At 34.9% G+C, this 25,460-nt stretch carries 30 protein-coding genes and 1 pseudogene; 21 read left to right on the plus strand and 10 right to left on the minus strand.

Annotation, left to right across the window (positions count from 1 at the left end; all coding sequences use genetic code 11):
* Positions 1-158 precede the first annotated feature (158 nt).
* The 7 genes and pseudogenes from LCF45_RS04855 to dnaB all read left to right on the plus strand — a co-directional run bounded on the left by LCF45_RS04855 (position 159) and on the right by dnaB (position 5,828).
* Positions 159-1,163 (plus strand): nucleotidyltransferase family protein, encoded by a 1,005-nt coding sequence (locus tag LCF45_RS04855; protein WP_263894620.1) that lies wholly within the window; start codon positions 159-161, stop codon positions 1,161-1,163.
* A gap of 10 nt (positions 1,164-1,173) precedes the next feature.
* On the plus strand, positions 1,174-2,067 hold the full coding sequence (locus tag LCF45_RS04860; protein ID WP_263894621.1) for an S-4TM family putative pore-forming effector: 894 nt from the start codon (positions 1,174-1,176) through the stop codon (positions 2,065-2,067).
* 161 nt (positions 2,068-2,228) lie between these two features.
* Positions 2,229-2,852 carry a SprT-like domain-containing protein gene (locus LCF45_RS04865; RefSeq protein ID WP_263894622.1) on the plus strand — a complete coding sequence of 208 codons (624 nt, stop codon included), beginning with the start codon at positions 2,229-2,231 and terminating at the stop codon, positions 2,850-2,852.
* 110 nt (positions 2,853-2,962) lie between these two features.
* Positions 2,963-3,107, plus strand: a pseudogene (locus tag LCF45_RS04870) (MerR family transcriptional regulator); the annotation flags it as partial.
* 52 nt (positions 3,108-3,159) lie between these two features.
* The gene (locus tag LCF45_RS04875) at positions 3,160-3,486 is read left to right on the plus strand and encodes a nucleoside triphosphate pyrophosphohydrolase (RefSeq protein ID WP_263894623.1); all 327 of its coding nucleotides are present in this window, start codon (positions 3,160-3,162) and stop codon (positions 3,484-3,486) included.
* A gap of 198 nt (positions 3,487-3,684) precedes the next feature.
* Positions 3,685-4,545, plus strand: a complete 861-nt coding sequence (locus LCF45_RS04880; protein WP_263894624.1) for a DnaD domain-containing protein — start codon at positions 3,685-3,687, stop codon at positions 4,543-4,545.
* Complete coding sequence (dnaB, locus tag LCF45_RS04885) at positions 4,542-5,828, plus strand: replicative DNA helicase (RefSeq protein WP_263894626.1); 1,287 nt, start codon at positions 4,542-4,544, stop codon at positions 5,826-5,828. Before LCF45_RS04880 ends, dnaB begins: the two co-directional genes overlap by 4 nt.
* A 96-nt stretch (positions 5,829-5,924) precedes the next feature.
* Here the strand turns inward: dnaB and LCF45_RS04890 are convergent, their stop codons facing one another.
* Positions 5,925-6,710 carry a TrmB family transcriptional regulator gene (locus LCF45_RS04890; RefSeq protein WP_263894627.1) on the minus strand — a complete coding sequence of 262 codons (786 nt, stop codon included), beginning with the start codon at positions 6,708-6,710 and terminating at the stop codon, positions 5,925-5,927.
* A gap of 110 nt (positions 6,711-6,820) precedes the next feature.
* Between LCF45_RS04890 and LCF45_RS04895 the strand changes: the two genes are divergently transcribed.
* Positions 6,821-7,588: a TSUP family transporter gene (locus LCF45_RS04895; protein WP_263894628.1), complete on the plus strand. Its 768-nt coding sequence runs from the start codon at positions 6,821-6,823 to the stop codon at positions 7,586-7,588.
* Between the two features lie 224 nt (positions 7,589-7,812).
* On the opposite strand, the gene LCF45_RS04900 is transcribed toward LCF45_RS04895, so the two are convergent.
* Positions 7,813-8,700: a DMT family transporter gene (locus LCF45_RS04900; protein ID WP_263894629.1), complete on the minus strand. Its 888-nt coding sequence runs from the start codon at positions 8,698-8,700 to the stop codon at positions 7,813-7,815.
* Between the two features lie 49 nt (positions 8,701-8,749).
* Here LCF45_RS04900 and LCF45_RS04905 point away from each other — a divergent pair, with 49 nt between their 5' ends.
* On the plus strand, positions 8,750-9,196 hold the full coding sequence (locus LCF45_RS04905; RefSeq protein WP_050000897.1) for a Rossmann-fold NAD(P)-binding domain-containing protein: 447 nt from the start codon (positions 8,750-8,752) through the stop codon (positions 9,194-9,196).
* 50 nt (positions 9,197-9,246) lie between these two features.
* On the opposite strand, the gene LCF45_RS04910 is transcribed toward LCF45_RS04905, so the two are convergent.
* A complete protein-coding gene (locus LCF45_RS04910; RefSeq protein WP_002186556.1) occupies positions 9,247-9,822 on the minus strand; it encodes a TetR/AcrR family transcriptional regulator in 576 nt (191 codons plus the stop codon).
* A 142-nt stretch (positions 9,823-9,964) separates the two neighbouring features.
* On the opposite strand from LCF45_RS04910, the gene LCF45_RS04915 reads away from it, so the two are divergent.
* Entirely contained in the window at positions 9,965-11,440 is a 1,476-nt protein-coding gene (locus LCF45_RS04915) for an MDR family MFS transporter (RefSeq protein WP_098168906.1), read from the plus strand.
* Positions 11,441-11,483: 43 nt separating this feature from the next.
* On the opposite strand, the gene LCF45_RS04920 is transcribed toward LCF45_RS04915, so the two are convergent.
* The 4 genes from LCF45_RS04920 to LCF45_RS04935 form a co-directional block, all read right to left on the minus strand.
* A complete protein-coding gene (locus LCF45_RS04920) occupies positions 11,484-12,011 on the minus strand; it encodes a permease (protein WP_002188537.1) in 528 nt (175 codons plus the stop codon).
* On the minus strand, positions 12,008-12,490 hold the full coding sequence (locus LCF45_RS04925; protein ID WP_078203489.1) for a hypothetical protein: 483 nt from the start codon (positions 12,488-12,490) through the stop codon (positions 12,008-12,010). The genes LCF45_RS04920 and LCF45_RS04925 overlap by 4 nt, the downstream gene beginning before the upstream one ends.
* Complete coding sequence (locus tag LCF45_RS04930; RefSeq protein WP_002169012.1) at positions 12,483-12,824, minus strand: PadR family transcriptional regulator; 342 nt, start codon at positions 12,822-12,824, stop codon at positions 12,483-12,485. Before LCF45_RS04930 ends, LCF45_RS04925 begins: the two co-directional genes overlap by 8 nt.
* A gap of 299 nt (positions 12,825-13,123) precedes the next feature.
* Positions 13,124-13,270, minus strand: coding sequence for a YjcZ family sporulation protein (locus LCF45_RS04935; protein ID WP_000540380.1), 147 nt, complete (start codon positions 13,268-13,270; stop codon positions 13,124-13,126).
* Between the two features lie 200 nt (positions 13,271-13,470).
* Between LCF45_RS04935 and LCF45_RS04940 the strand changes: the two genes are divergently transcribed.
* On the plus strand, positions 13,471-13,707 hold the full coding sequence (locus tag LCF45_RS04940; protein WP_002140614.1) for a hypothetical protein: 237 nt from the start codon (positions 13,471-13,473) through the stop codon (positions 13,705-13,707).
* Positions 13,708-13,834: 127 nt separating this feature from the next.
* On the opposite strand, the gene LCF45_RS04945 is transcribed toward LCF45_RS04940, so the two are convergent.
* Entirely contained in the window at positions 13,835-14,383 is a 549-nt protein-coding gene (locus LCF45_RS04945; RefSeq protein WP_002169011.1) for a DUF4352 domain-containing protein, read from the minus strand.
* A gap of 516 nt (positions 14,384-14,899) precedes the next feature.
* On the opposite strand from LCF45_RS04945, the gene licT reads away from it, so the two are divergent.
* From licT to LCF45_RS04980, 7 genes are all read left to right on the plus strand, one after another.
* Entirely contained in the window at positions 14,900-15,748 is an 849-nt protein-coding gene (gene licT / locus LCF45_RS04950) for a BglG family transcription antiterminator LicT (RefSeq protein ID WP_002130869.1), read from the plus strand.
* 143 nt (positions 15,749-15,891) lie between these two features.
* Positions 15,892-17,784: a beta-glucoside-specific PTS transporter subunit IIABC gene (locus tag LCF45_RS04955; protein ID WP_088265663.1), complete on the plus strand. Its 1,893-nt coding sequence runs from the start codon at positions 15,892-15,894 to the stop codon at positions 17,782-17,784.
* A gap of 95 nt (positions 17,785-17,879) precedes the next feature.
* Positions 17,880-19,319 (plus strand): 6-phospho-beta-glucosidase, encoded by a 1,440-nt coding sequence (locus LCF45_RS04960; RefSeq protein WP_002125662.1) that lies wholly within the window; start codon positions 17,880-17,882, stop codon positions 19,317-19,319.
* Positions 19,320-19,735: 416 nt separating this feature from the next.
* Positions 19,736-20,296: a GNAT family N-acetyltransferase gene (locus LCF45_RS04965; protein WP_002125663.1), complete on the plus strand. Its 561-nt coding sequence runs from the start codon at positions 19,736-19,738 to the stop codon at positions 20,294-20,296.
* 391 nt (positions 20,297-20,687) lie between these two features.
* Positions 20,688-21,146, plus strand: coding sequence for a MarR family winged helix-turn-helix transcriptional regulator (locus LCF45_RS04970; protein WP_002125665.1), 459 nt, complete (start codon positions 20,688-20,690; stop codon positions 21,144-21,146).
* A gap of 45 nt (positions 21,147-21,191) precedes the next feature.
* Positions 21,192-21,725 (plus strand): CDP-diacylglycerol--serine O-phosphatidyltransferase, encoded by a 534-nt coding sequence (gene pssA, locus LCF45_RS04975; protein WP_002125668.1) that lies wholly within the window; start codon positions 21,192-21,194, stop codon positions 21,723-21,725.
* A gap of 38 nt (positions 21,726-21,763) precedes the next feature.
* A complete protein-coding gene (locus tag LCF45_RS04980; RefSeq protein WP_002125670.1) occupies positions 21,764-22,135 on the plus strand; it encodes an ATP synthase subunit I in 372 nt (123 codons plus the stop codon).
* A 268-nt stretch (positions 22,136-22,403) separates the two neighbouring features.
* On the opposite strand, the gene LCF45_RS04985 is transcribed toward LCF45_RS04980, so the two are convergent.
* The gene (locus LCF45_RS04985; protein ID WP_000505688.1) at positions 22,404-22,505 is read right to left on the minus strand and encodes a YjcZ family sporulation protein; all 102 of its coding nucleotides are present in this window, start codon (positions 22,503-22,505) and stop codon (positions 22,404-22,406) included.
* A gap of 286 nt (positions 22,506-22,791) precedes the next feature.
* Here LCF45_RS04985 and LCF45_RS04990 point away from each other — a divergent pair, with 286 nt between their 5' ends.
* Entirely contained in the window at positions 22,792-22,992 is a 201-nt protein-coding gene (locus tag LCF45_RS04990; protein ID WP_002087259.1) for a hypothetical protein, read from the plus strand.
* 260 nt (positions 22,993-23,252) lie between these two features.
* Positions 23,253-23,711 (plus strand): putative iron-sulfur cluster-binding metallochaperone, encoded by a 459-nt coding sequence (locus LCF45_RS04995; RefSeq protein ID WP_000389113.1) that lies wholly within the window; start codon positions 23,253-23,255, stop codon positions 23,709-23,711.
* Positions 23,712-23,830: 119 nt separating this feature from the next.
* Here the strand turns inward: LCF45_RS04995 and LCF45_RS05000 are convergent, their stop codons facing one another.
* Positions 23,831-24,154: a hypothetical protein gene (locus LCF45_RS05000; protein ID WP_002064068.1), complete on the minus strand. Its 324-nt coding sequence runs from the start codon at positions 24,152-24,154 to the stop codon at positions 23,831-23,833.
* Between the two features lie 999 nt (positions 24,155-25,153).
* Between LCF45_RS05000 and LCF45_RS05005 the strand changes: the two genes are divergently transcribed.
* The gene (locus LCF45_RS05005; protein ID WP_002125676.1) at positions 25,154-25,459 is read left to right on the plus strand and encodes a hypothetical protein; all 306 of its coding nucleotides are present in this window, start codon (positions 25,154-25,156) and stop codon (positions 25,457-25,459) included.
* The last annotated feature ends 1 nt before the right edge of the window (position 25,460 follow it).

Here is a 25,460-nt window from a genome sequence, read left to right on the forward strand (position 1 = left end):
TTCAAAAGGTATGATTATCTATCCAGTTTATAAAAACGTGTAGCAGACACTGAAATAAAACAAGAAGAATGGATAGTGGGAAATGAGCTTCTTACAATAAATATTTTATGAAAATTATTATACTCGACATACTCATGTCTTTTTAGGAGGAGTTATTTATGGCTGTAAAAACAGTAAATATAGGGTTTGATACTTTTATTAAGGATTTTGTTGATTTAGACAAAGATAATACCGAAAAAGCGCGTTCAAGTAGGGATTGGTTATACGAACAATTAAAAGGATTTCCTGCTAGTGTTGATAATTTCCCGAATCTTTACAGTGGAAAGGAGACAAAAGGGTTTGGTTCCTTTAGACGTCGAACCAAAATACGTCCTTTAGATGATATTGATTTTCTGCTAGTTTTCTCAGGTGAAGGAACTACTTATACTGAATACTCAGTAGATGAAATAGAATTAAATGTTCCTGAATCAATAGAAAAGTTAAGACAGCTATGTAATGCTGATAATAAATTAAATTCTATAAAGGTTGTTGAAAAAATAAAAAAATCTCTATCTAATATTCCACAGTATCAGAAAGCGGAAATTCATAGAAGACAAGAAGCTGCTACATTGAAAATGACATCTTATGATTGGAATTTTGATATAGTACCAGCTTTTATAACATCCGAAGATAGTCAAGGTAAAACCTACTATATAATTCCAAATGGTAGTGGGAAATGGAAGAAAACTGATCCTAGAATTGATAATGAAAGAACAAAAAATGCGAATCAAAGTTTTGGGGGTAATGTTTTAGGGTTTGTTAGGCTGATTAAATACTGGAATTGCAATTCAACTGCACCTAAAATTTCGTCGTATTTAATGGAGAATATTATATTGGATTATTTTGATAGTAAATATTCATGGACAGGTAGAAAAGAAGAAATAAGAGACTTTTTTTGGGATTTGAAAACGTCAATTTATTGTGCTCATTATGATCCAAAGGGAATTCAAGGTGATTTGAATAATTTAGATTTCGATACTAAGTCGAAAATAAGTAATCAAGCGGGCATTTGCTATGATTATGTGTGTGAAGCAATAGAATTAGAAAAAAAAGGTGATCATAAAGAAGCGGTTGATAAATGGCGTAAAGTATTTGGTGATGAATTCCCAGGGTATGAAGATTAGGAGTGATTTAATGCTTAAAAGGCAGAATGAAGAGAGAAATATTCTTTTATTAAAAGCGATGAGACAAACTTATAATCAGGCAAAGAAATATTATGGAGTAAGAATGATAATAGGGATTTTTATCCCTATTATTTCTATAGTATTTTCGTTATTAAACCAATACGGGGGAATGGAGGACTTTTCTTCTCTGTTTTCAGTAATAGGCTTAATTTGGCTGCTAATTTTTTATTACCTTCAGCAAATGGAAATTAACTATATTGAAAAAGGTGCAAAAATTCAAGAAGAGTTTGATACTAATGTATTTAATCTTGCATGGAATAAAGCTTTAGTAGGTTCGAGAATTTCTCCAGAAGACATTCTAGAATCTGCTAAAGGTTATAAAGAAGACGAATCATCCTTATTCAATTGGTATGGTGGAATGAATTCAAATCATTATTTGATAAATGTGCTTTTAGCCCAAAGAAGTAATTTAATGTGGGCAGTTTCTTTAAAAAAGAACTTTTCGAACTTCATTTTAGTGGTTTCTATGCTTTATTTAATAGGTACAATGGTTCTAGCATGCATGATTAATATATCATTACAAAGTTATTTGTTGGTATTCCTTCTACCATCTTTCTCGGTTTTACTGTATACAATAAGCACATGGTGGGAATTAAGAAAACAAAGTAAGAAAATTTATGAGCTTGGAGAGGAAATAAGAATTGACTGTAAGAAATTTTCATTCAATCAGATAAAAATAGATATAAACCTTTGCCGACAATATCAAGATGCAATATATATTTATAATAGATCAAGTGCTGCGCTTATTCCTAATAAGTTATATTGGATGAGAAGAGAAAAAGATGATGAGAAAATGTTAGAAGTGAATCGAAGGCTTAGTGATGAGTCTAACTTAAGAGATTAAATTTATGTATGGAAAGTAAATGGTGGTAAGAGAACAAAAAGAGCATGAGCTTATCGAAAGTTTTAAAAGTATATTGGCAAAGATTATAAAATGCATTTTGGTAGGAATATAGACGTTTTTGCAGATGTTGAATTTTTAATTAAGAATAAGGAGTGAACAAAATGTCTACAAAATTTTGGGATAACTTGGTGCAAAACTATCAAAACAATCTTCAAAAAAGTATCTTTTATCAATTGAATAATTTAGGTACTGTTCAAAACGATTTGAAAATTAAAGAATTATTGGATGATTGGTCTAATGGAGAAAGAAAGAGTATTCTAAAGGAAATAGCTAAACTCATTTCACAGGAATTACAAATCAAAGAATCACCCAAACTATGTTATTTCAATGATAATAATAGGATTGCAGGAGCTTTTTATCCAAAAGGAAATATTATTGACATCAATGAGAGATATTGGAATGACAAAGGTTTTATATTGAATACAATAGCTCATGAATTAGCGCATGCAAAGCAATATGAAATTACAAAAGAAAAATTAAAAACAGAGATTCAGTGGGAAACATGGGAAGAAGAGTTTAATATCAAGTTTTCTAATCATGATTTTATTGATAGAATTATTTCTTTTGTTAAAGGAGAGGCTACTATTCAAGACAAACTTAGATACCTTATTAAAGGACCTACTGAAGTGACGAAAAGACTTGAATCTTATGTATATTATGAACAATCAATCGAAAAGGTTGCAAGAGAATATGCTAGTTGTAAGGTAGAGAGAGTAGATTTGTAAATTCAAAGTAAGAAAATAATGTGTTTTTTGCTTGATATTTATATTTCTCGTCAATAAATTACATTTGTGGAGTGTAAAAAGAATTTAATCGCATAAGTATTTATTGTTTTATAAAAGAGATAACGGATCAATTTTATGCATCTCAAAGTGAGGTAGAAAGTATAATCAAACATCCCACTATCTGAATTCCCAACCCTCTTCACAACTGAAGAAGAGAACTATATAAAAGAAGCAATGCAGCAGTTTAACACCTAGTTAAACTGCTTTTCCATTATAATAGAAGAAAAACCAAACGGAGGAGAATCCCATGCCAACCTACAACAAACTAATCCGAAACAAAATCCCACAAATAATAAAAGCTAACGGAAAAACACCCACAACAAGAATCCTAAAAGAAGATGAATACATAGAGGAACTCTGCAAAAAAACACAAGAAGAACTAACAGAATACATCGAAGCAAAAACAAAACCTCATAAACTAGAAGAACTATCCGACCTACTAGAACTAATAAACGCCCTAGCCGAACACGAAGGCACAACACTAGAAGAAATCAACAACATCCGAAAAAAGAAAGCAAAAGAACGAGGCGGCTTCTCAGATCGAGTCTTCCTAATCGAAGTAACCGACAACTAGCCCCTCCCATACCCCTTCCAAGCCCCTACCAAGTAATAAATCACTAAGAAAAAACACAACAAAACAAAAACAACAACAAACACCGTAGTAGTAGTCAAAAATTTTTTTTGAAATAACACGCCAAAAACCCACCCCTCCTTCCTATATATAGTACAAAGAGGAATTTTTCATTTTTGAATGAGAATGGGAGGAATTGGGATGGCGGTGTATCGTAATGTGCAGGTGAATTTTTGGCAGGATGATTTTGTTTTGGATTTGACGCCGGAGGAGCGGTATTTTTATGTGTATTTGTTGACTTGTTCGAAGACGACGCAGTGTGGGATTTTTCCTTTTCCGAAGCGGTTAGCTGAGATGGAGACGGGTTATAATCGGGAGACTGTTGATAAGCTTGTGCAGCGCTTCATTGATTATGGGAAGATTCTTTATGATGCGAATACTCGGGAGTTATTCGTTTTGAATTGGCTTCGTTATAATCCGGTGACGAATACGAATGTGGAGAAGTGTGTGCTTCGTGAGCTGAAGGGTGTGAAGAATAAGGAGTTTGTACATATGTTTCTTCAGAAGTGCGTAGAGGAGGAGCTGAATGTTCCGATGCTTTTAGCACATTTCGGTATGCCGAGTGATTTGGCTGTTGATGTGGATCCAGATGCGGTTTGTGAAGAGGCGGAAGAAGAGGTTATAGAGGAAGAGACGGGAAGTCGCGTGTTTTCTTTTTATGAGCAACATTTCGGTAGTTTGTCTCCTCATACTGTGGAGGAACTGAGTGCGTGGATGGTTGATTTATCAGAGGAGCTTGTGCTGAAGGCTCTTCAAATTGCGTATGAGAATAATAAGCGGACGGTTGCTTATGTGAAGGGGATTTTGAGAGGGTGGCACGGGAAAGGATTTACGAAAGTGTCTGAGGTTGAGGCGGATACTGCTCAGTTTAGGAAGAAGGAGTCGTCTGTTAGTACTGGGGAGACGGAGGAGTTTTTGACGAGGTGCGAGGAGTGGGAGAAGAATGCGCTGTCAGAGGAAGAGTTGCAGCGGTTCTTAACTGAACGCGGGTGGCGTCCATGAGTATTCAAAATGTGGAGGCGGAAAAGACGGTGTTAGGTTCTCTTTTAATTGATGGAGAGCTTATTAAGGAGTGCCGTTTGACGGAGCATTATTTTTCTATGCCGGTGCATAAGTCTATATTTCGGTTAATGCGAAAAATTGAAGATGAAGGGCAACCAATTGATCTTGTGACGCTCGTTTCTCGGATGAATCCAAATTTTTTGGAGAATATCGGGGGGATGGAGTATTTTATAGCATTAATAGAGGGTGTGCCTACAACTGCCAACTTCTCTTATTATGAGGGGCTTGTTCGAGGTGCATGGAAAATGTATCAGGCTGGCGTTCTTGGGCGCAAGATGGGAGAGCGTCTTATTGCGGAGAAGAATGAGAAAATTATTGGTGAGACGATTACGGAACTTTGTGAGTTAGAGGAAAAGGACTGTGTATGTGAGTTTGATTTGAAGGATGCGTTAGTTGGTTTGTATGAAGAGCTTCATCAAGATACGAAAGAGAATACTGGTATTGAGACTGGTTATACATCGTTAAATAAGATGACGTGCGGATTGCAGGAAGGTGATTTTGTCGTTCTTGGAGCGCGTCCTTCTATGGGAAAGACTGCATTTGCGTTAAATGTTGGACTGCATGCGGCGAAGTCTGGAGCGGCAGTTGGGCTGTTTTCATTAGAGATGAGTAGTAAGCAATTGTTAAAAAGGCTGGCGTCTTGCGTAGGTGAAGTGTCAGGAGGCAGGCTGAAAAATCCGAAGCACCGTTTTGCGATGGAAGACTGGGAAAAGGTGAGTAAGGCGTTTGCGGAGATCGGTGAATTACCGCTTGAGATTTATGATAAAGCAGGTGTTACAATGCAGGATATTTGGATGCAGACTCGTAAGTTAAAGAGGAAGCATGGGGATAAAAAGCTTTTAGTCATTGTGGATTATTTGCAGCTTATTACGGGCGATCCAAAGCATAAGGGCAATCGATTTCAAGAGATTAGTGAAATTTCTCGTAAGCTTAAGTTATTAGCGCGTGATTTAAATGTTTGTATAGTAGCATTGTCACAATTGTCTCGTTCCGTAGAGTCACGTCAAGATAAGCGTCCTCTTTTATCTGATTTAAGAGAGACGGGACAAATTGAGCAAGATGCGGATGTCATTATGCTTATGTATCGTGAAGATTATTATGATAAGGAAACGATGCAGAAAGAGATGACGGAGATCCATGTGGCGAAGCATCGGAATGGGCCTGTGGGTAGTTTTAAGCTGAGATTTTTGAAGGAGTTTGGGCGGTTTGAGGAAGGGAAATAGTTAAAAGACTGGAGTATCACTTTGCAAATAAAATAAAGCATAAGTGTTCCATTTCATTAACTTATGCTTTATTCTTTGATTCTTTGAATATATTTCTTATTTTTCCATAAAGAAGGATTTTCTCTCTGTAGTAATCCATTGCTCCAAATCATCTTGGCTACGTCGGACAAGTCGATTTACTAAAACATCATGCCATACATAATCCTCTAATAGGTATATATGAACGGGATCATCTGTATAAAAAGCAATATTACGCTCCTCAAGTGATGGTCCATAAATCATCTCTTTAGAATCTATCGATAAAATAAACCAATGTTCTGTAGACAGAGTTTCTGTATAAGGTGTTATACGATGGGCTTCTAGATTTTTAATGGGATTTTCAACATGCAGGGTAATACCTTGTACTGTAACTTTATCAGCTACCTCAGATAGTTCCTCTTTTAACGCTTCATACATCTCATCCCACATTGAAATGACAATACGTTTTTGAGCTTTTTTTATTAATGCCTGACAGTAGCTAATTATTGTTTTATTGTCTTTTAAAGTAATCACTCGATTATCCGTTTTTTCCTCGGAAGTTTCTAGTTTTTTTAATGAATCACTGATTACTTCATAAGTAGACTGCCATTCTGATTGAGCCTTCTGTAAAAAGACTTCAACCGGTAGAGGTGAATAGCGAGTGGTGTCATTTACTTCTTCCTTCATGACAATTCCTTTTTCTACAAGGTTACCCAAAATCTCATAAATTCGCGCTCTTGGGATACCCGAATCCTTACTCACTTGGTAGGCTGTGACAGGCCCCTGTTTAACAAGAGATACATAAGATTTAGCTTCATATTCATTAAAACCAATTTTTTTAAGCTGTTGCACTATGTAGTCCACTTTTTTCGTCCTCCGATGTTTGCTTTTATATTTCAACGTTACAATAACTGTTTACATTTAGCAAATTATTAGTTACTATTCTGATAGTGACTAAAGGGGAGGCTAATAGTATGGATTTTTATTTAGACCCATCAGTATTAATTATTTTGATTGCTTTTGGATTTTTAGCTGCATTTATTGATTCAGTTGTAGGTGGTGGAGGACTCATTGCCTTACCCGCTTTATTATTTACAGGACTGAATCCAGCAAGTGCAGTAGCTACGAATAAACTAGCGTCGACAATGGGGTGTGCAACTAGTAATATTGTGTTTTATCGTTCTGGTAATCTTGATTTGAAATCGGCGTTTAAATTATTTCCACTCACTTTCATAGGTTCCATAATAGGGGCATGGACCGTTCATTTAATGAACCCAGAAGTACTGAAGCCATTGATGCTGATCATGCTTGGTGCGGTTGCTATTTATACGATATTCAAAAAGGATTGGGGTAGTATTTCCACTCGTAAAAAATTGTCTGGTCGACACGTCATTATCTTTACTTTTTTTGTTTTTGCTATTGGTTTTTATGATGGATTTCTAGGTCCTGGCACAGGTTCGTTTTTAATGTTTGCTCTTTTATTTATTGGGTATGATTTTTTAAAAGCAGCAGGTAATGCGAAGCTTCTTAATTTAGGAAGTAATGTTGGTGCATTGTTGATATTTATGTATGTAGGGCAAGTAAACTATGCGTATGGTTTTATAATGGGGATTGCTCAAATTGCTGGAGGGATTGTTGGCTCCAAATTTGCTATAAAAAAAGGAAGCGGGTATGTTCGTGCTCTTTTCATTACAGTAACTTGTTTATTGTTAGCGAAAAATCTGTATGACTATATTCAGTAAGTAATTTTGAACATCTTCACTTCAAAGAACGTAGAAAAGGTCAAATATGAAGGCTACATAAAATATAAGAAGATACTAGGGGCAAATTTATTTTAACATTTTTTAGATGCTACCTTATTCGAAGATAGCATCTAAAAAAGTCTCATTTAAAAGAAAATCTAAGTGAAGAGAATGATATAAACTCATATTTTTCTGGGGTATGTTTATTGATCATAGTGAAATGTTTACTCTATATTCTTCTTATAATTAACCCGCAACAACCCCTTAAAATCTATCTCAGCAATCAACACACTCAATAATATAAGCGTCGCCCCTAAATACCCTTTTCCTGTGAGCGTTTCACCTGTGAAAACAAAGGCAAATCCTGCTGAAAAGACAGGTTCTAATGAAAAGATAAGTCCCGTATGTGTTGGCGTCGTGTATTGCTGGGCGATAACTTGTACGATGAATGCGACCGCGGTACAAAATATGCTTAAGGCTAATATGATTAGCCATGAGTTGATCGTGCTAGGAAGTTTTGGGGTTTCCATCACTAATGAAAAAATAAGACTAAATAGGCCGACGAAACCGAGTTGTACTACCCCAAGTGCAATTGAATTCACATGTTTTGTTACGTTTCCAGTAATGATGACGTGAATCGCATAAAATAAGGCAGACAATATGCAAAATATATCGCCGTTACCGATCTTGAATTCACTAGTTAATGTTAATAAGCCAATTCCTATTATCGTTAACACAATTCCTAATATAACTTTCTTGTCAGGAATGTGTTTTAAAAATATAGCTGATAATATCGGAATAAAAATGACTGTGAGACATAGTAAGAAACCAGCATTAGACACACTTGTATACTTTGTACCGAATGTCGCGAAAATATAGACGATAAATAAAACGGAAGCTAGTATAAAAGCATATTTTACAGTTTTAAAATCGACTTTGAATAAATGTTTGTAAAATATTAAACCTGATAAAAGAAAGGCAATAATAAATCGTAATGCGATTAAATTATATTCTTCTATGCCATCAAGTCCAAGCTTTGTAAGTAGGATGGATGCACCCCAAAAAAATGTAACTAGTAGTAGCATTAAATCAGCTTTTAATTGAATTTTCATTTCTATTCCCTCGTTATGTATAATTTATGATTCCATACCCCTATCCCCATTGTTTATTTTAATATTAATTCTGAATATTTGGAACGAAAATTTATCGACGTTTTTAGTTACGTACGAATTAACGTTATCTACCGCAAAAACATTAGCGAAGTTAAATCCAAACATGACATTCATTTACGTATCCGGTAGCGGAACAGATAGTACAGAATCAGGACGTACGATATGGGCGAGAACGGAAAATGAGTTATTACGTTTACCTTTCAAATCTGCGTATATGTTTAGACCAGGATTGATCATTCCGGCAAATGGTGTGAAATCAAAAACGAAATCATATCAATTGATGTATGATGTGATGAAGTCCTTTAATCCTCTGTTGAAGCGATTCGGCAGTGTGATAACTTCTGAGCAGTTGGGAAGAGCTATGGTGCGAGTTGGGAAAGATGGATATTCTCATTCAATTATAGAAAGTTCGGATTTGAAGAAAATCGGTAAGTAATAGTATGTAAAAAACGCCTATTTCATATAGGCGTTTTTTTGATGGTGAAGTTATTCTTCTTCAAACTGAAAAATATTCCGGTTAATAAGTTGGTGGAGATACCTATCCATTTCAGCAGCAGAAACGCTTCTTTCATTTTTAAACCACCATGCACTTAATGAGGTGATTGCCCCTGAATAAAATTCAATGATTAAATCATTTGGCATCGTATGGTTTTTGCAAAGTTGATTTAACGCTTCTATTTCTTGTTTTCTCGTTTCGTGACTTAAATACTGTGTACGGCTAATAAATTGTTCATCAGACATTTGCGTCTCTAATATTTTACCGATTTCTTCATGGTGTAGAAATTGTTCCATCACTTGAAATGGTTTACTTAATCGATCTGAAATCGGTATTTCAGCAATCATCTTGCTGTAGCGTTTAAATCCAAATGCTAATAAAGCATCTTTATCTTCAAAGTGTTTATAAAAAGTTGTTCGGTGTACCATTGCACGATCACAAATTTGGTTAATCGTGATAGTACTATATTTCTGTTTTGATTGCGTCATTAATTCAAATAAGGAATCCCACAATAATTTATGTGTACGTCTAATACGTAAATCAAGCTGTTTTTCATTATCGTTCATCTACAATTCTCCTTTTTTGTAGATTAAATATACAATGGCTTTAAATTGATTCTCCCTTTTTAATCTACATATGTATATTATATTACATGTGTTCCGGTGTATTTAAAGATTTTCAAGTAAAAAACAGGAGGAGAATCAATACATGAATATAACAACTAAGAGCCCTGCAAGTGGCAAAGTTGATACTTCTAATATGAAACATACCCCGATTTTAATTGCATTACTTTTAGGGGCAATGGTTGCATTATTAAACGAAACATTACTTGGTAATGCGTTAACTGTATTAATGAAAGAATTCGACGTAACAGCTTCAACGATTCAATGGCTTTCTACAGCTTACATGTTAGTAGTTGGGGTTTTAGTCCCGATTACAGCGTTACTTCAGCAATGGCTCACAACGAGACAAATGTTTTTGATCGCTATGGTAACGTTTTTAGTCGGTACATTAATTGCGGGATTCGCACCGACATTTTCTATTTTATTAGTTGGCCGTATCGTCCAAGCTGTAGCGACGGGGTTAATTTCACCGTTATTAATGAATACGATTTTACTTATTTGTCCGCCTGAAAAACGTGGTGCCACAATGGGATTAATCGCACTTGTGATGATGTCTGCTCCTGCAATTGGTCCTACATTATCTGGAGTAATTGTGGATTCATTAAATTGGCGCTGGTTATTCTATATTGTTATTCCTATCGTGATCATTTCAATTATGATTGGGATGAAGTACATTCAAAATGTTTCAGAGTTAACAAGGCCAAAAGTGGATTATCCATCTATCCTTTTATCGACATTAGGATTTGGAGGGCTTGTGTATAGCTTTAGTGCATCGGGTGATGTAGGATGGTCTGATGCGAAAGTGTATGGCACTTTACTTGTTGGGCTTATCTCATTATGTATTTTTGTCGTTCGACAATTGAAAATTGAGAATCCGATTTTAGAATTACGAGCATTTAAAGTTCCGATGTTTACAATATCAGTTGGATTAATCGTCATTGTGATGATGTCGTTATTTTCAACGATGACTTTATTACCGATGTTCCTACAAACAGTTTTACTCGTTACAGCATTTAAATCAGGACTAATAATGCTTCCAGGAAGTATTATTAGCGCCATAATGGGACCAATCGCAGGTAAACTATTTGATAAATTTAGCCCGAAAGTTGTTATCGTTCCCGGTATTGTGTTAGTAGGTATTGCAATGTTCTTATTTAAAGGCATTACTCCTGATACATCAATGGTACAAATTATTGTCATGCATAGCGTATTAATGGTCGGACTCATGTTTGTAATGACAGCACAAACATATGGATTAAATCAATTAACACCAGATTTATATCCGCACGGAACAGCACTGTTTAATACGTTACAGCAAGTAGCTGGCGCAATTGGTACGGCTATCTTTATTTCGAAAATGTCTTCAGGAACAACTAAGTATATGGAAAGCTCCGCAAATCCAATGGACCCAGTAGAGAAGTTAAATGGCTTAACATCAGGATTCCAAGGTGCATTTACACTTGGATTAATCTTTATCATTATTGCTTTTATCGTATCGTTGTTCTTAAAAGAAGAGAAAAAGGAAGTAAAGGCAGCGAGGGTTTTACAGAACGAAAATTAAGGTTCATATTAAAAAGACATCTTTACAAGATAAAGATGTCTTTTTACATTTCTTTCGTAATATCATACTGCAACAACTGCCGTTGATCATAAAACTTCTCAAAAACGATGCCCATTACGTAGAAGAACAACAGACCGAAGCAAATGTGAATGAGCGTAAAGGTAGCTCCGAATGAAGAAAATTCATAGACCATAATCGGTAATTTCGCAGTTGTCCAAACACCTAAGAAAAATACGATGTACCTAATGCTGGCGCCTTTTTTTAATAGTAGTGCTGCAATCGGAAAGGCAACATAGAGGGGACCAGCTGCAATTCCGCCTAATAATAGAGAGAATAATATTCCATATATGCCGGACTTTTCTCCCATGTATTTCATTAGTGTTTCTTTCTTCACCCACTGATCAAGTAACCCTACAAATACTAGGACAGGGGGGAGTAGAAACAACATATCTAAAATGCTATTCCCTGTTAATTGTAATGCGCTCCATCCTAAAGATTGGTTTATAAAAGTTAGAATGATAAGTCCAATCAGCAAAATGAAAAAGAAGCGATATCTTTTTAGTTCCTTCATACCATCACCACCCAAATGATATAGGAGAATAGGAGTGACATGAGTAATGCAGATGCATTACGAGCGTAAGCAAAGCTTCGTCCGAATATCTTTTGTTCCATCGGCAAGGTTGTAATTCCTACTGACATTAGTGTAGACATGAGTGCCGCAACTTGAGGAAGACCTGCGCCGTGCTGTACTAACGTATTACCAAGTGGGAACACGACAAAGCTTGGAATGAGTGCAACGGAGCCGAGTATTGCTGAATAAATAATACCTATGAACCCGGACTGTTCTCCAATGATGGAAGAGATGAAGGACGGCGTTAAGATAGAAAGTGATAGTCCAACGAAAAGCATAATGGAGAGCATGGCAGGGAGGAGGTTTCGAAATATTTTCCATGATTTTAATAGGGCAAATTTCGTTTTATTCCGATCCTTCATAAAAGAAATCCCCGTAAGAATAATGGCCAAAGTGTAAAGGATAGCGCCATTAATCATGATTAGATTCCTTTAAGTCTTTATATTTGTCTAAGAAAAATGATAAGTTTTTCATTTTTTCCTCAATATCCATTTGAAAATCCGCTAATTGTTCTTTTCCGGCTGTAGTAATTTTGTACATCTTTCTCGGCTTATCTGGAACTGATGTACTTACATAAGATTCAATAGCACCTTCGTTTTCTAATTTCTTCAGCGTGCGGTAAAGGATGGCACTATCGATTGGATTGACCGGAAGTTCTTCGTCACATTTCTGAAGTAGCTGCCCGCCATAGTTATCACCTTCTGCTAAAAATAACAAAAGAAATGCACCTGTATGTCTTCCTGTATGCTTCATGAATATACCTCCTAGAATGAATTGGAATATATACTGTTAATGACAGTATACTGTTGTTAACAGTATATGGTGCATGAAGTGCTATGTCAATTTAAAAATGTTACTGAGGAGAAATGGCAATTCATGTTTTAATCTTGTTAAATAACAAAATAAAAGCCTACTGTTTTCTTGTGACAGTGGCTTTCATAGTTGGTAAACTACTATATTACGCTTAGGGAATCTCGCCTTTTGATAGTAACACATATATGTTAGCCCTATATTGAGAAATAAAAAAAAGACACTCTCAAGAGTGCCTCTTATTAGCAGCCGAATCCGCCGCCCCAACAGCTAGCTCCAACGATGATTAATAAGATAAAGAGCACAACAAGTAAGGCGAATCCACCGCCAAAACCACAGCCTCCACCACAACTACCACCATAGCCTCCACAACTACCACCATAGCCCATATTAACTCCTCCTTCCATAAACTCCATATATTAATGGATTTATATCACTTTATGTTTTTACGGATAAACTTGAGCAGGTCCTTTTGAAAAAATAAAAGTACTCGGTATTTTAAAAGAGTTGACGAACTTATTTTTGTCACGAGTATTCCGCTTATTACATATGGTATTTTATTCTGTGCATTGGGGGAAAGGAGATCGTTATGGCTAATTCTGAGATGATATTACGTTTACTTACGGATTTAAAGATTGAGCAGCAAGCTTTAAAAGAACAGCTGGAGAAAATGCAAACAGCTTTGAGTATTCTTGAAGAAAAACCAACTATTCCTGAAGAGAAATCAACTACTCTTCAAGAGAAACCAGTTGTTACAAAGCAACGTGGACATTCTGGGTTTCCAACATCTTTTCGTGATTGGAGAGCATCTTCTCAAAAGAACTAAGGAATCCTATTATAGTGAGTTATACAAAATCACAAATGAAAAAGTACAGTCTACTGTAGTTAATACAGAGGCTGTACTTTTTGTTATGTTAGTATAAGTTGTGATAGGCGGTTTGTATTTTCTTTGACTATTCCACCTTTAACTCGATCCCTTCATCCAGCATATCTCCATTAATTTTCAAAGTTAATCCTTGCGTATTTTTCGGAACATCGAATACAATGTTCCCTTCCGAATTTTCATTAGGATTAAGAACACCAAATTTAAATGTAGCAGTATTTGCAGCTTTAAGTACTAATTGAGATTCATTAGAAATGTGATATTCTCTTCCGGTTCCGTCAATTAATTTAAAGTTATTGTTATTTAGTGTAATGGGTTCCTCTTGACGATTATAAACTGCGACGTCTAATACTTTAAATACACCTTGTGCTTTAACTTCTCCATTACCTATAACATCTAATGAATCGGCAGAGTGTATTGATATGTATACATCAGAAGAATCTCCATGGGTGGGAAGTTCTTTTTGAGGATCCTTGTTGCTAAGTTCATCATTCTTTGTTTCTTTAGAAGTCTCCTGTTCGTTTTTCGTGTTACTGCTAGATGTATCATGTGAACTGCAAGCTGATAATCCAAATAAGAATGAGCTACATAATAATGATGTTAATAACTTTTTGTTCATAGTTTGTTCCTCCAAAATAAAAGTACTTTCATGGGTGCCATAATGATTTAATAAATCTATATTTTTCTTTATATGTATTAAATGTTACATTTTATTATATTGATTTTGGGATAAAAAGGAAACTTGATGCAAATAAACAAGACACTTTGCAGTGTCTTGTTTATTTAAGTTATGCGCATTACTTAATAAGACGCTAGTTTCTCATCCTGAACATGAGTAACTATGTAGGGTGTTTTAATTATAACATTTTAACCAGTAATGGGTCTATATGGAATTTAATGAGGAATTGAAAAATGATTAGGCATTTTTTCCTTTGTAAAAAAAATTTCAATAATTTATTATTGCAAACGCTTACCCCTTGTGTATAATAAAGGTAAGTTAATAATTACAAGGATTGTTACTGTTCGGCAGGCAAAACCTAAATTGATCCAAGGAGGCTACATATGTAGTTTTTTGGAATCAGTTTAGGTTTTTTTATTACCTTTTGTGATTTTAAGAAAAAGAAGGCGGAACAATATGAGAATCCATAAAATCTTAAATAACAATGTTATTTGTACGATGAAGGATAATGAGACAGAAGTTGTACTTATGGGCAGAGGTTTGGGGTTTCAGAAAAAAGTAGGCGATACAATTGATGAATCTAAAATAGAAAAAACCTTTGTTTTAGAAACAAAAGAATTATCAGAGAAACTTGCTAGATTGTTAACTGAAATTCCTGTGCAGAATTTAGAAATTACAGAGAGAATTATTCAGTTTGCTAAGACAGTTTTGCCAGGGGCTTTAAGTGATTATATTTATCTTACATTAACGGATCACTTAAGTTTCGCCTTAACGCGGCATAAAGAAGGAATGGATCTCAAAAATACTTTGCTTTGGGAGATTAAGAGGTTTTATCAGAAAGAGTTTGAAATTGGTCTACAAGCTTTGAATATGATTGAAGAAGAGACTGGGTTTAGACTTTCTGAAGATGAAGCAGGGTCAATTGCACTACATTTCGTTAATGCGCAGCAAGGAGAGCCGGCGATGCAGCAAACGGTGGCGATGACGAAAATCGTCCAAGATATTTTAAATATTGTAAAGTACCACTATAAGATGAACTTAGATGAAAATTCATTTAATTATAGTCGGTTTGTAACACATTTACGATATTTTGCCCAGCGTTTAATGCAGAAGGAATTGAATTCGGCCGAAGATGATTTTTTATATGAGCAAGTGAGAAGTAAGTATCATGAAGCATATAGTTGTACAGAAAAAATAGAAGCATACTTACGAAAAGCACATAATAGTCATCTTTCAAAAGATGAAAAAGTGTATGTAACGTTGCACATTCATCGTGTAACGAAGCGCAATGAACTATGTAATTGAATAGACGGGATTGTTACTGTTTGGCAGGCAAAACCTAAATTGACTTCTAATTGAGTGATTCGTATGTATCACGTTATTAGAGTTAGTTTAGGTTTTTTCTTTTATAAATGATAAATGGGATGATTGTAAGGAGGGGAACTACTATGAAGTATGAACAATTGGCAAAAGACATACTGAAAAATGTTGGCGGGAGAGAAAATATAAATAGCGTTGTACATTGTATAACTCGTTTACGGTTTCAGTTAAAAGATGAAGGTAAAGCGAATACGGAAATACTGAAGAGTATGGAAGATGTTGTAACTGTTATGAAAAGCGGTGGACAATATCAAGTTGTTATTGGTAACCATGTATCCGACGTGTATAAAGCGGTTATTGCTGCTGGAGGGTTTCAAGAAACAGAGGAAGAAAATGCGGGTGAGAAGAAAAAGAGTAGTCTTATAGATATTCTTTCTAGCATTTTCACTCCTATTTTAGGAGTACTAGCTGCAACAGGGATGATTAAAGGATTTAATGCACTATTTGTAGCGTTAGGTTGGTTAAGTACGCAGTCAGGAACGTATCAAATATTAAACGGGGTTGGGGATTCGTTATTTTATTTCTTCCCAATCTTCCTAGGATATACAGCAAGTAAGAAATTTGGAGGATCGCCTTTCATTGGTATGGCAATTGGGGGAGCTTTAGTTTATCCAGCTTTATCAGGTTTAAAAGCAAGTGAGCCATTATATACGCTATTTGCTGGAACGATGTTTGAATCACCAATTCATATTACGTTTTTAGGAATACCAGTTATTTTAATGAATTATGCGTCATCTGTTATTCCAATTATTCTCGCTACTTATTTTGGATCGAAAGTAGAAAAGTCTTTAAAGAAAGTCATTCCGGATGTTGTGAAAACATTTTTAGTACCATTTTTCACATTACTTATCGTTGTACCAGTTACATTTCTTGTGATTGGCCCGATTGCGACGTGGGCAGGTCAATTTTTAGGACAGGCTACACTTTGGGTTTATAATTTAAGTCCATTAGTAGCAGGGATAGTACTTGGTGCTTTCTGGCAAGTGCTCGTTATTTTCGGACTTCATTGGGGAATTGTCCCGATTGGCTATAATAATTTAGCAGTGCATGGTATTGATCCTATATTAGCGCTTATATTTGCTACTTCATTTGCTCAAATTGGGGCTGTTCTTGGAGTTTGGATGAAAACGAAAGACCAGAAAATAAAAACGCTCAGTATTCCAGCTTTTATTTCAGGTATTTTCGGAGTTACAGAGCCGGCGATTTATGGTATTACACTTCCTCTTAAAAAGCCGTTTATTATGAGCTGTATTGCGGGAGGAATTGGCGGCGGAATACTTGGCGTATTCGGTACGCAAGCTTATATGACAGGTGGTCTTGGGATATTTGCGCTTCCAACATTTATTAGTCCGAAAGAAGGTATCACAGCTGGATTTTGGGGCGCAATTATTGCGATGGTTGTTTCCTTAATATTAGGTTTTATTCTTACTTACTTATTTGGTTTTACTAAAAAGCAAACATCTACAAAAACAGCTGAAACAATTGGTAAAATTGCTGCATCAAACGATGATGAAATAATCTTTAGTCCTTTTCATGGTGTAGTTAAGCCACTCCAACATATTGATGATGCTGCATTTGCATCAGGTGCGTTAGGTGAAGGGGTTGCAATTGAGCCTTCAGAAGGAAAGTTATTTTCACCAGTTTCAGGTACGATTTCTGCACTTTTCCCAACAAATCATGCAGTAGGAATTACGGCGGATTCAGGTGCTGAAATTTTAATCCATATTGGTATGGATACTGTGAAATTAAATGGCGAATTTTTCTCTTCTCATATTGAACAAGGAGTAAGAGTAGAAAAAGGGCAATTACTTATTGAATTTAATATAGCTGAAATTCAAAAGGCGGGTTATATTGTGACAACACCAGTTGTTGTTACAAATTATGATAAATATAGCATTAAAAAAACTGAAGTAGAAAAGATTCAAGCAGGAGATTCTTTACTAGAGTTAGCAGTTAAATAGTAGTTACATTTCATACAGGTTCAAACGAAGAAAGGTATTCTTTAAAACTTGCAATGCCTTTCCTCGTTAATTCTTATATAAAGGAGTTTTTCTATATGTCTAAAGTTATTTTTCCTAAAGGATTTTTATGGGGTGGAGCAATCGCAGCCAATCAAGCGGAAGGCGCATATTTAGAAGACGGGAAAGGGTTAACGACGGTGGATCTATTACCAACTGGTGAAAACCGTTGGGACATTATGAAAGGAAACATTCATTCATTTACACCGGTAGAAGGGGAGTTTTATCCATCACATGAAGCAATTGATTTTTATCATCGTTATAAAGAAGATATTGCGCTGTTTGCAGAAATGGGATTTAAAGCGTTACGCGTATCTATTGCATGGACACGTATTTTCCCAAATGGTGATGATGAAAAGCCAAATGAAGCAGGATTAAAGTTTTATGATAATTTATTTGATGAACTGTTGAAGTATGGCATTGAACCAGTCGTTACGATGGCTCACTTTGATGTTCCTGTTCATTTAGTAGAAACGTATGGAAGCTGGAGAAGTAGAAAGCTTGTCAATTTCTTTGAGACGTATGCAAAAACGATTTTTAATAGATATAAAGATAAAGTGAAATATTGGATGACATTTAATGAAATTAATATGCTTTTGCATTTACCTTTCATGGGAGCAGGGCTAGCATTTAAAGAAGGTGAGAACAAAAAACAAATTCAATATCAAGCAGCGCATCACCAACTTGTCGCAAGTGCTTTAGCTGTGAAAGCGTGTCATGAAATTATTCCAGATGCGAAGATTGGTTGTATGCTTGCTGCAGGTGCGACGTATCCATATACATGTAATCCAGATGATGTTCTACGCGCGATGGAGCAAGACCGTGAATCATTCTTCTTCATTGATGTACAAGCAAGAGGAGAATATCCTGGATATGCGAAACGATTCTTTAAAGATAATAGTTTAACGATTGAAATGGAAAAAGAAGATGAGTCCATTTTGAAAGAGTATACCGTTGATTATATTGGCTTTAGCTACTATTCAAGCCGAGTAACAAGTACGGATCCCGAAGTGTTAAAAAGTATAACGAGCGGAAATGTATTTGGTTCTGTTGAAAACCCATATCTTGAAAAATCAGAGTGGGGATGGACAATCGATCCGACAGGCTTCCGTATTACAGCGAACCAGCTTTACGATCGTTACCAAAAACCTTTATTTGTCGTTGAAAATGGTCTTGGTGCAATTGATCAATTAAATGGTGAAGACGAAGTGAATGATGAATACCGTATTGATTACTTGCAAAAACATATGACGGAAATGTCAGAAGCAATCCAAGACGGGGTAGATATTATCGGATATACAAGCTGGGGACCGATTGATCTTGTAAGTGCCTCTACTGGAGAAATGAAAAAACGTTACGGATATGTATACGTTGATAAAGATAATGAAGGAAAAGGTTCATTAAAAAGATTGAAAAAGAACAGTTTCAATTGGTATAAAGAAGTAATTGAGACGAATGGTGAGAGTTTGGAGTCTTAAGTATAATGTGATATGAACATAAGTTTGCCGAAACGGCAAGCTTATGTTTTTTGGTTGCGGCAAACTTATGCTTCTAGGATTTGAAGAATATTTTTAATGCCGCTTTTAAATAAAGTCACGGTGTTTATAAAAAAGACGTGATGTTTTGTCCTTTTGAATCTGTTTATCTAAAGAGATGTTTTTATAGTGAAAAGAAGGTCTGGACTGAAAGGCGGATTAAGGAACTGTTGAGTAGCAATAAAGTTACTCCACTAAAGGGCCATATAATGGAATGGATTCTTGTCAAAATTGAAAATATTTGAAATAATTGTTATTAGGTTGAAGGAGATCGATTGCAGAAAAAGGTGATACGACTTTCTCTTACTTAAGAATTCTGGAATAGTTAAAAAATCCGATTAATTATATTCCGAAAGGGTGTGTGTAATATATTATCAACTAACGTTTTTACTTATAAATCTAAAGATGGAAAAACAGTAACAATTAGAGAAGCTAAAGAACAGGATGCAGAAAGAATGCTAGATTCTGCTTCAAAAGCTTTAATAAACGCTCCATACATGCTAAGTACGGTTGAGGATGTAAAAAAGACGAGTGTTGATGCTATTCAAAAAACGTTAAAAGCTTATTATGAAAATCCAAATTATGTAAAGTTTATTGCTGAAGTTGATGGTAAGTTAGTCGGTGCAATCGATTTTAAGAACGGAAACAAAGAAAAAATTAGTCATCAAGGGGCTTTTGCGATGACCATACTACCTGAATATCGAAATTATGGTATTGGAAGAGCTCTTCTAGAAACGCTAATCAATTGGGCTAAAAATAACAGTAAGATTGAAAAAATTTCTCTTGAGGTAATGGAGGATAATTTAGGGGCAATCCAGTTATATAAGAATCTAGGCTTTTTTGAAGAGGGTAGAAAAGTAAAGGGTGTAAAATTGGATGGCGACTATCAAGATTTAATATTAATGGCTTTATTTGTTTGAAATTGAACCTTATTCAACAATAGGGCGAGATTGTTGGGCAAACACAGGTAGAAAAAGGAGTAAACTTTTAAAAAAATTATTCACAAACAATAAATAACCCCAAGCATTTTAATCAAACTTTATTACAAACCAACAGCATTCACGGCAAGCTTATGGGTTAATAACTAATCCACGGCAAAGATATGCTTTCTTTAGTGGCAACTTTGTGGGTAAAGTCACATGTAAAAAGAAGACATCAATTAAGATGTCTTCTTTTTTGTAAGATGGTAAGTGAAGGATGGAGCGATATTTCCCTTTACACGAACATAAAGGTATAATATAGTTTAGTTAAGTTAACTAAACTATATTCTGAAACGAAATAAAATAACAGCATGACTGGAGGAAGAATGCTATGACTAGATCGTATAAAGAAGTAATTAATGAAATGAATCGAGCCTACAATGACTTCTACATTTTACTATTTCAGGAGTTAAAGGATGAGTTCGGTCTTACAGGGCAGCAAGAGAGCATGCTATTTTATATCAATTTAAATGAAAACACGACAGCAAATAACATTGCGAGTACTTTTAATATATCGAAAAGTGCTGTGAGCCAAGTTTTATCGAAATTGGAAAAACAGAAGATGATTTCGAAACAAGTAAACCCTAATAATAAACGGGAGTATTTCCTTACACTTGGTCCAAACGGTAGTAAGTATATAGAGCGGTTGTCTGAGTTAGATGACGTATTAATTGAGAAATACTTTTCTAAAATCGATATAAATGCTTTAGAGCAAATGACTGATACGTTAATGAAAATAAATAAAGTTATATTGGAAGAAAAACAGAAGGCTATTGATTCTAATGAGTAAGAAAGTCTACATGAAGGGATTAGTAGAAAGGAGGAAAATCCTGTTATGAGTTACATACCAAATATGATCACGATAGCAAATTTTGTATGTGGGCTTTTGGCTATTTATGCTGTTTTCGTTCACGATATGTATTTGGGAGCAGTTTTTATTATTACAGGAATGTTATTTGATTTTTTTGATGGCATGGTCGCTCGGAAACTTGATGCTGTTTCGGAAATAGGTGGAGAGTTAGACTCATTTGCGGATTTAGTTACTTTTGGTGTAGCACCGTCTATTCTTGCATATAGTGTCGCTTTAAAAGATTTGCAGTCCATCGGGATGTTATGTGCGCTTGCTTACAGCGTTTGTGGCATGCTTCGACTTGCGAGATTTAACACGCAACAAAGCAAACTTCCGACATTTATCGGAATGCCCATTCCATTTGCGGCAATGTGTCTTCTCATTTTATGCTTTTTGAATAATCCAGTTTCCGTGGCGTTTGGCACATGCATACTCGCTTATTTAATGGTGAGTAAAATAAAATTCCCTCATTTTAAAAAAGATATATCGGAAAGCTTGAAGTCCGAAAGATGGGATTGATGATACGGAAATATAATGAGAAAGATAAGGAGCGTAACATGATTCGTATGGCACTAAGATCATTTAACATACAAATATATTGTTTGCTAGGCGTGATGTTATTGGGCTGGTTTATGACACCTTTCTCAGCCCATTTTGTAGGGATAAGCATTGGCCTTCTAGTTAGTATGTACTGCGTATGGATTTTAGGGAGGCGTATTGAAAAGTTCGGAGATAGCATTGTAAAAAAAGAAAAAGCACCGATGCTTGGAATGATGAATCGATTTGCAGCCGCGATACTCGGTGCGATTATTATGTATGAAATTGAACACCATGATTTCATGTGGACATTTGCTGCTGGAATTATGGGTGGGTATTTCTTAATTATTATTAATTTAGGATATTACAGCATGAAAGATGCGAAGAAATAAAGTGAAACTTTAATCAACACACACTAATCGGCTTTTTTAACTATATAAGTTTTGAACTTAAGGAATTAAAGTTAGTTGAGCAGCTTTGTGTAGCGGAAGGATTATTTGTATTTCACACTAAAGACCGAAAGTGATAAAGTGTTGTGTAAATAACTAATCTGGATGACTTGAATGTATAAACCTAAAAACCTAAAAACTTTCCTTTATGGAGAGCTTTTTTATTATAGAGAAAAGACACCCATATAAGAGTGTCTTTTCCGATAGTTTTTTAGCAGAAGCAAGAAGCTCCAACAATGATCAATAAAATAAACAATACAACTAGTAAAGCAAAGCCGCCGCCACAACTACTACAACTACCACCAAATCCCATAATAGTTCCTCCTTTAATAAGAGGGGAAAACAAGGGGTCACTCATGTATTTTAACGGATTCAATTTACTTTATGTTTTTTACGCAATAATTGAGCAGGTCCTTTTGAAAATAAAGAAAAGACACCCTAAGGTGCCTTTCTCCGACTTGAACCATCTTAATTTTAATAATATTGGTCATTGAGAAAAAAGAAAAAGCCCTATATAGAGGTATCACCACACGACTAGCCAGCACTCACACCTAAAAACAGGATGGAATGATAAAATGCAAGTTTAAGGAGGGGGAAGAATGAAAAATGTACATAGATGGTTAAATTATTTTGGTTTTATATGTGTGTGCATGTCTAGCTTCGGTTTTGTTTCTCGTTGGATTTTTCGTGATGTGATTGCACTCGATCAATTACTTGTTTTGAGTATAGGAATTATTATTTTAATAACAGTATTTTTTGTAAAACGTTGTAGTAAAGAGTTACGAGGTGATAAAGGTTAATCGCCCTAAATGTAGTTTTAGAATTTCGCAATCGGAGTATATTGCTGAAAAAGGCTTATTGAATAATGACAGTTTATTTTAAGAAAGTAAATCGATAATATAGTAAATAATACTTTCCTTGACCCTGTACTATGGCACAGGGTTTATACTTTATATGAGGTGAGACAGATGCAATATCTTATTATCGAAACTTTAATAGATTCAGAAAAGAAAGTAGAAGAATATTTATAAAAATAATAAATTGTAAAGGTGGGAGAATAATGGAAGATTGTTGTAGTAACCTTAAAGGAATAAAAATTGAAAATAATGGTCATTGTCCATCATGTAAAAATAAAGCTAAGAATGTAAAGTTGATTACACTAAAATCATTGCTTAAACCATCGGCATTAGAAACATTAAATGCTAAAGAAAATCACTATTTTTGTTCAAACGAAGATTGTGATGTAGTCTATTTTGATACGAATAATAAAAAATACTTTGTATCGGACATAAAGGTAGCTGTAAATCAAAAAGATGACTCAGCAACTACACCAATTTGCTATTGTTTTGATTGGACAAAAGAAAAAATCAAACAATATGTAGAAAATGGACTTACTCCTAATCCAGTAGAGCATATTCGCGAAAACATAAGAGAAAATCGATGTGGTTGTGAAGTAAACAATCCACAAGGTAGTTGTTGTTTAGGCAATGTTACAACTTATATTAGAAAAATGTCATAAGGAACTTAAATGTTGCTTTTTTTCACCAAAATACTTTGGGGTATTTCAAGATCTCAAGTCGATGGGCATGTGGCGTTGCCTCATGCTCACCAAGCTAGTTAGTGTATGTTAAGTAAACCTTATGGATTTGTATATCTCATCCATCCACTTTCAGATTGTTTCGCTTTATACTTCCCATAAGACAGAAGCTTCATTGCCGAGCGATTGGCCGCATGAAAAACCAAGTTTAGCTTCAATTCTTCCTCCATTTCACTGGGATAGGTGGTAGATTCATAAACATAATAACCCGCCATGATACAGGGGATTACTTGCTCCGGTTCAAATCCATAAGCAGTTGCATCATCCACAACCAAATCAATGATGCATCGGTTTCCATCTTTAACTTTTTTCTGGAGTAATTTTTTTACCGATCCTGGTACTAATTCTAATATTTTATCCTTCATGTCAGTCACCTCATCTTTTATCATGTCCAGATAGCCTGGGGATATGTGTCAAACAGAATGAAGTTCCAACCGTAATTACACTGGTTTAACAAGATCTTAAGGACTATATCACCCTAAAAGAGAAAATGACTTTAAATAAAAGAAACCCCGATTGTCTGCGGGGCTCCTAAGAGTAATCGTCAAGTAATGACGTACTCGACTAATTAACGATATCATGAATTTTTTGTTAAAAATAATGGTAAATGTGTCCGAATTAATGAGGGCATCATTTGGAACAAAAACGCTATTTTAATTTCAAACAAAAGAACAGTCAGCAAAAGCTAACTGCTCGGTTCTCCAAGGGGGAACAAGGAGAAAGTAACTTAATCGGTTGTCTACAGTATTGACGGAATATTGAATTTTATTCAGGGGACTATGTTATATGATTGATAAAAAATTCCTTTATTAGCAGTAAAACTCCGAGGAGAGACAAGACTTCAATTGAGAACCAAAACATGCTTTTTTGAGGTTTTTTAAACTCCATTATTATGGAAGAAAATAAAAAGGTTGCAATCATCATGATAATTAAGAGACGGATTATATCAGACATTAATAGCACTCCTAATATTTAATCAGTTTCATTATATAGTTATTTCCAATGAGATGGAATTTAAGAATTGTTTTATTGAAATTCGAACAAAAAAGGTCCTGTTGTCTCCAACAGAACCTTTTCTAAAATGGCAAAGAGTAACTCTTACCTTACTCTTCTGCTATATAATACACAAAACACGTATAGATTTGTAGAACAAGAAATTCCAATATAATTATTTGAATAAAGTGTTTAAAAGTATCTTGTCGGGGTTTAATATAAGGAATTAAATTACAAACGTTGATTTATCAATGGATATTAATGATGAACTAGAAAGTGATAGTTAATAAAGAAATATTACAATAATGAAATATGAAATATTGCATATTCAATTGAAATAGAAATTTACAAGTAGAAAGCGAGGAATAACAATGGGGCTAGGAAACCATAGAACAGAAAATAGTTTGAGTGTAAATGACAGGTGTTCCGGGTTCTACTATTTATGCGAAGAATGTCATTGGGAATTCCATAGACACTTCGAAACAGTTAAATCACACGAGTATGTTACGGAGGCACCTAAATATACAGAATTGATAGGATTATGGGAAGTATTGAATGATCCATTATCTATGAAAGATTTCAAGGAACTTGTTTATAAAGGATTGGATTTAAAAAGAAATGTACAAAAATCATTTAATGAAGAAGAAATAGAAGAAAACAACAAACAATTAAAGTAGC

The sequence above is a fragment of the Bacillus sp. 41-22 genome (assembly GCF_025809295.1).
Classification (GTDB): domain Bacteria; phylum Bacillota; class Bacilli; order Bacillales; family Bacillaceae_G; genus Bacillus_A; species Bacillus_A mycoides.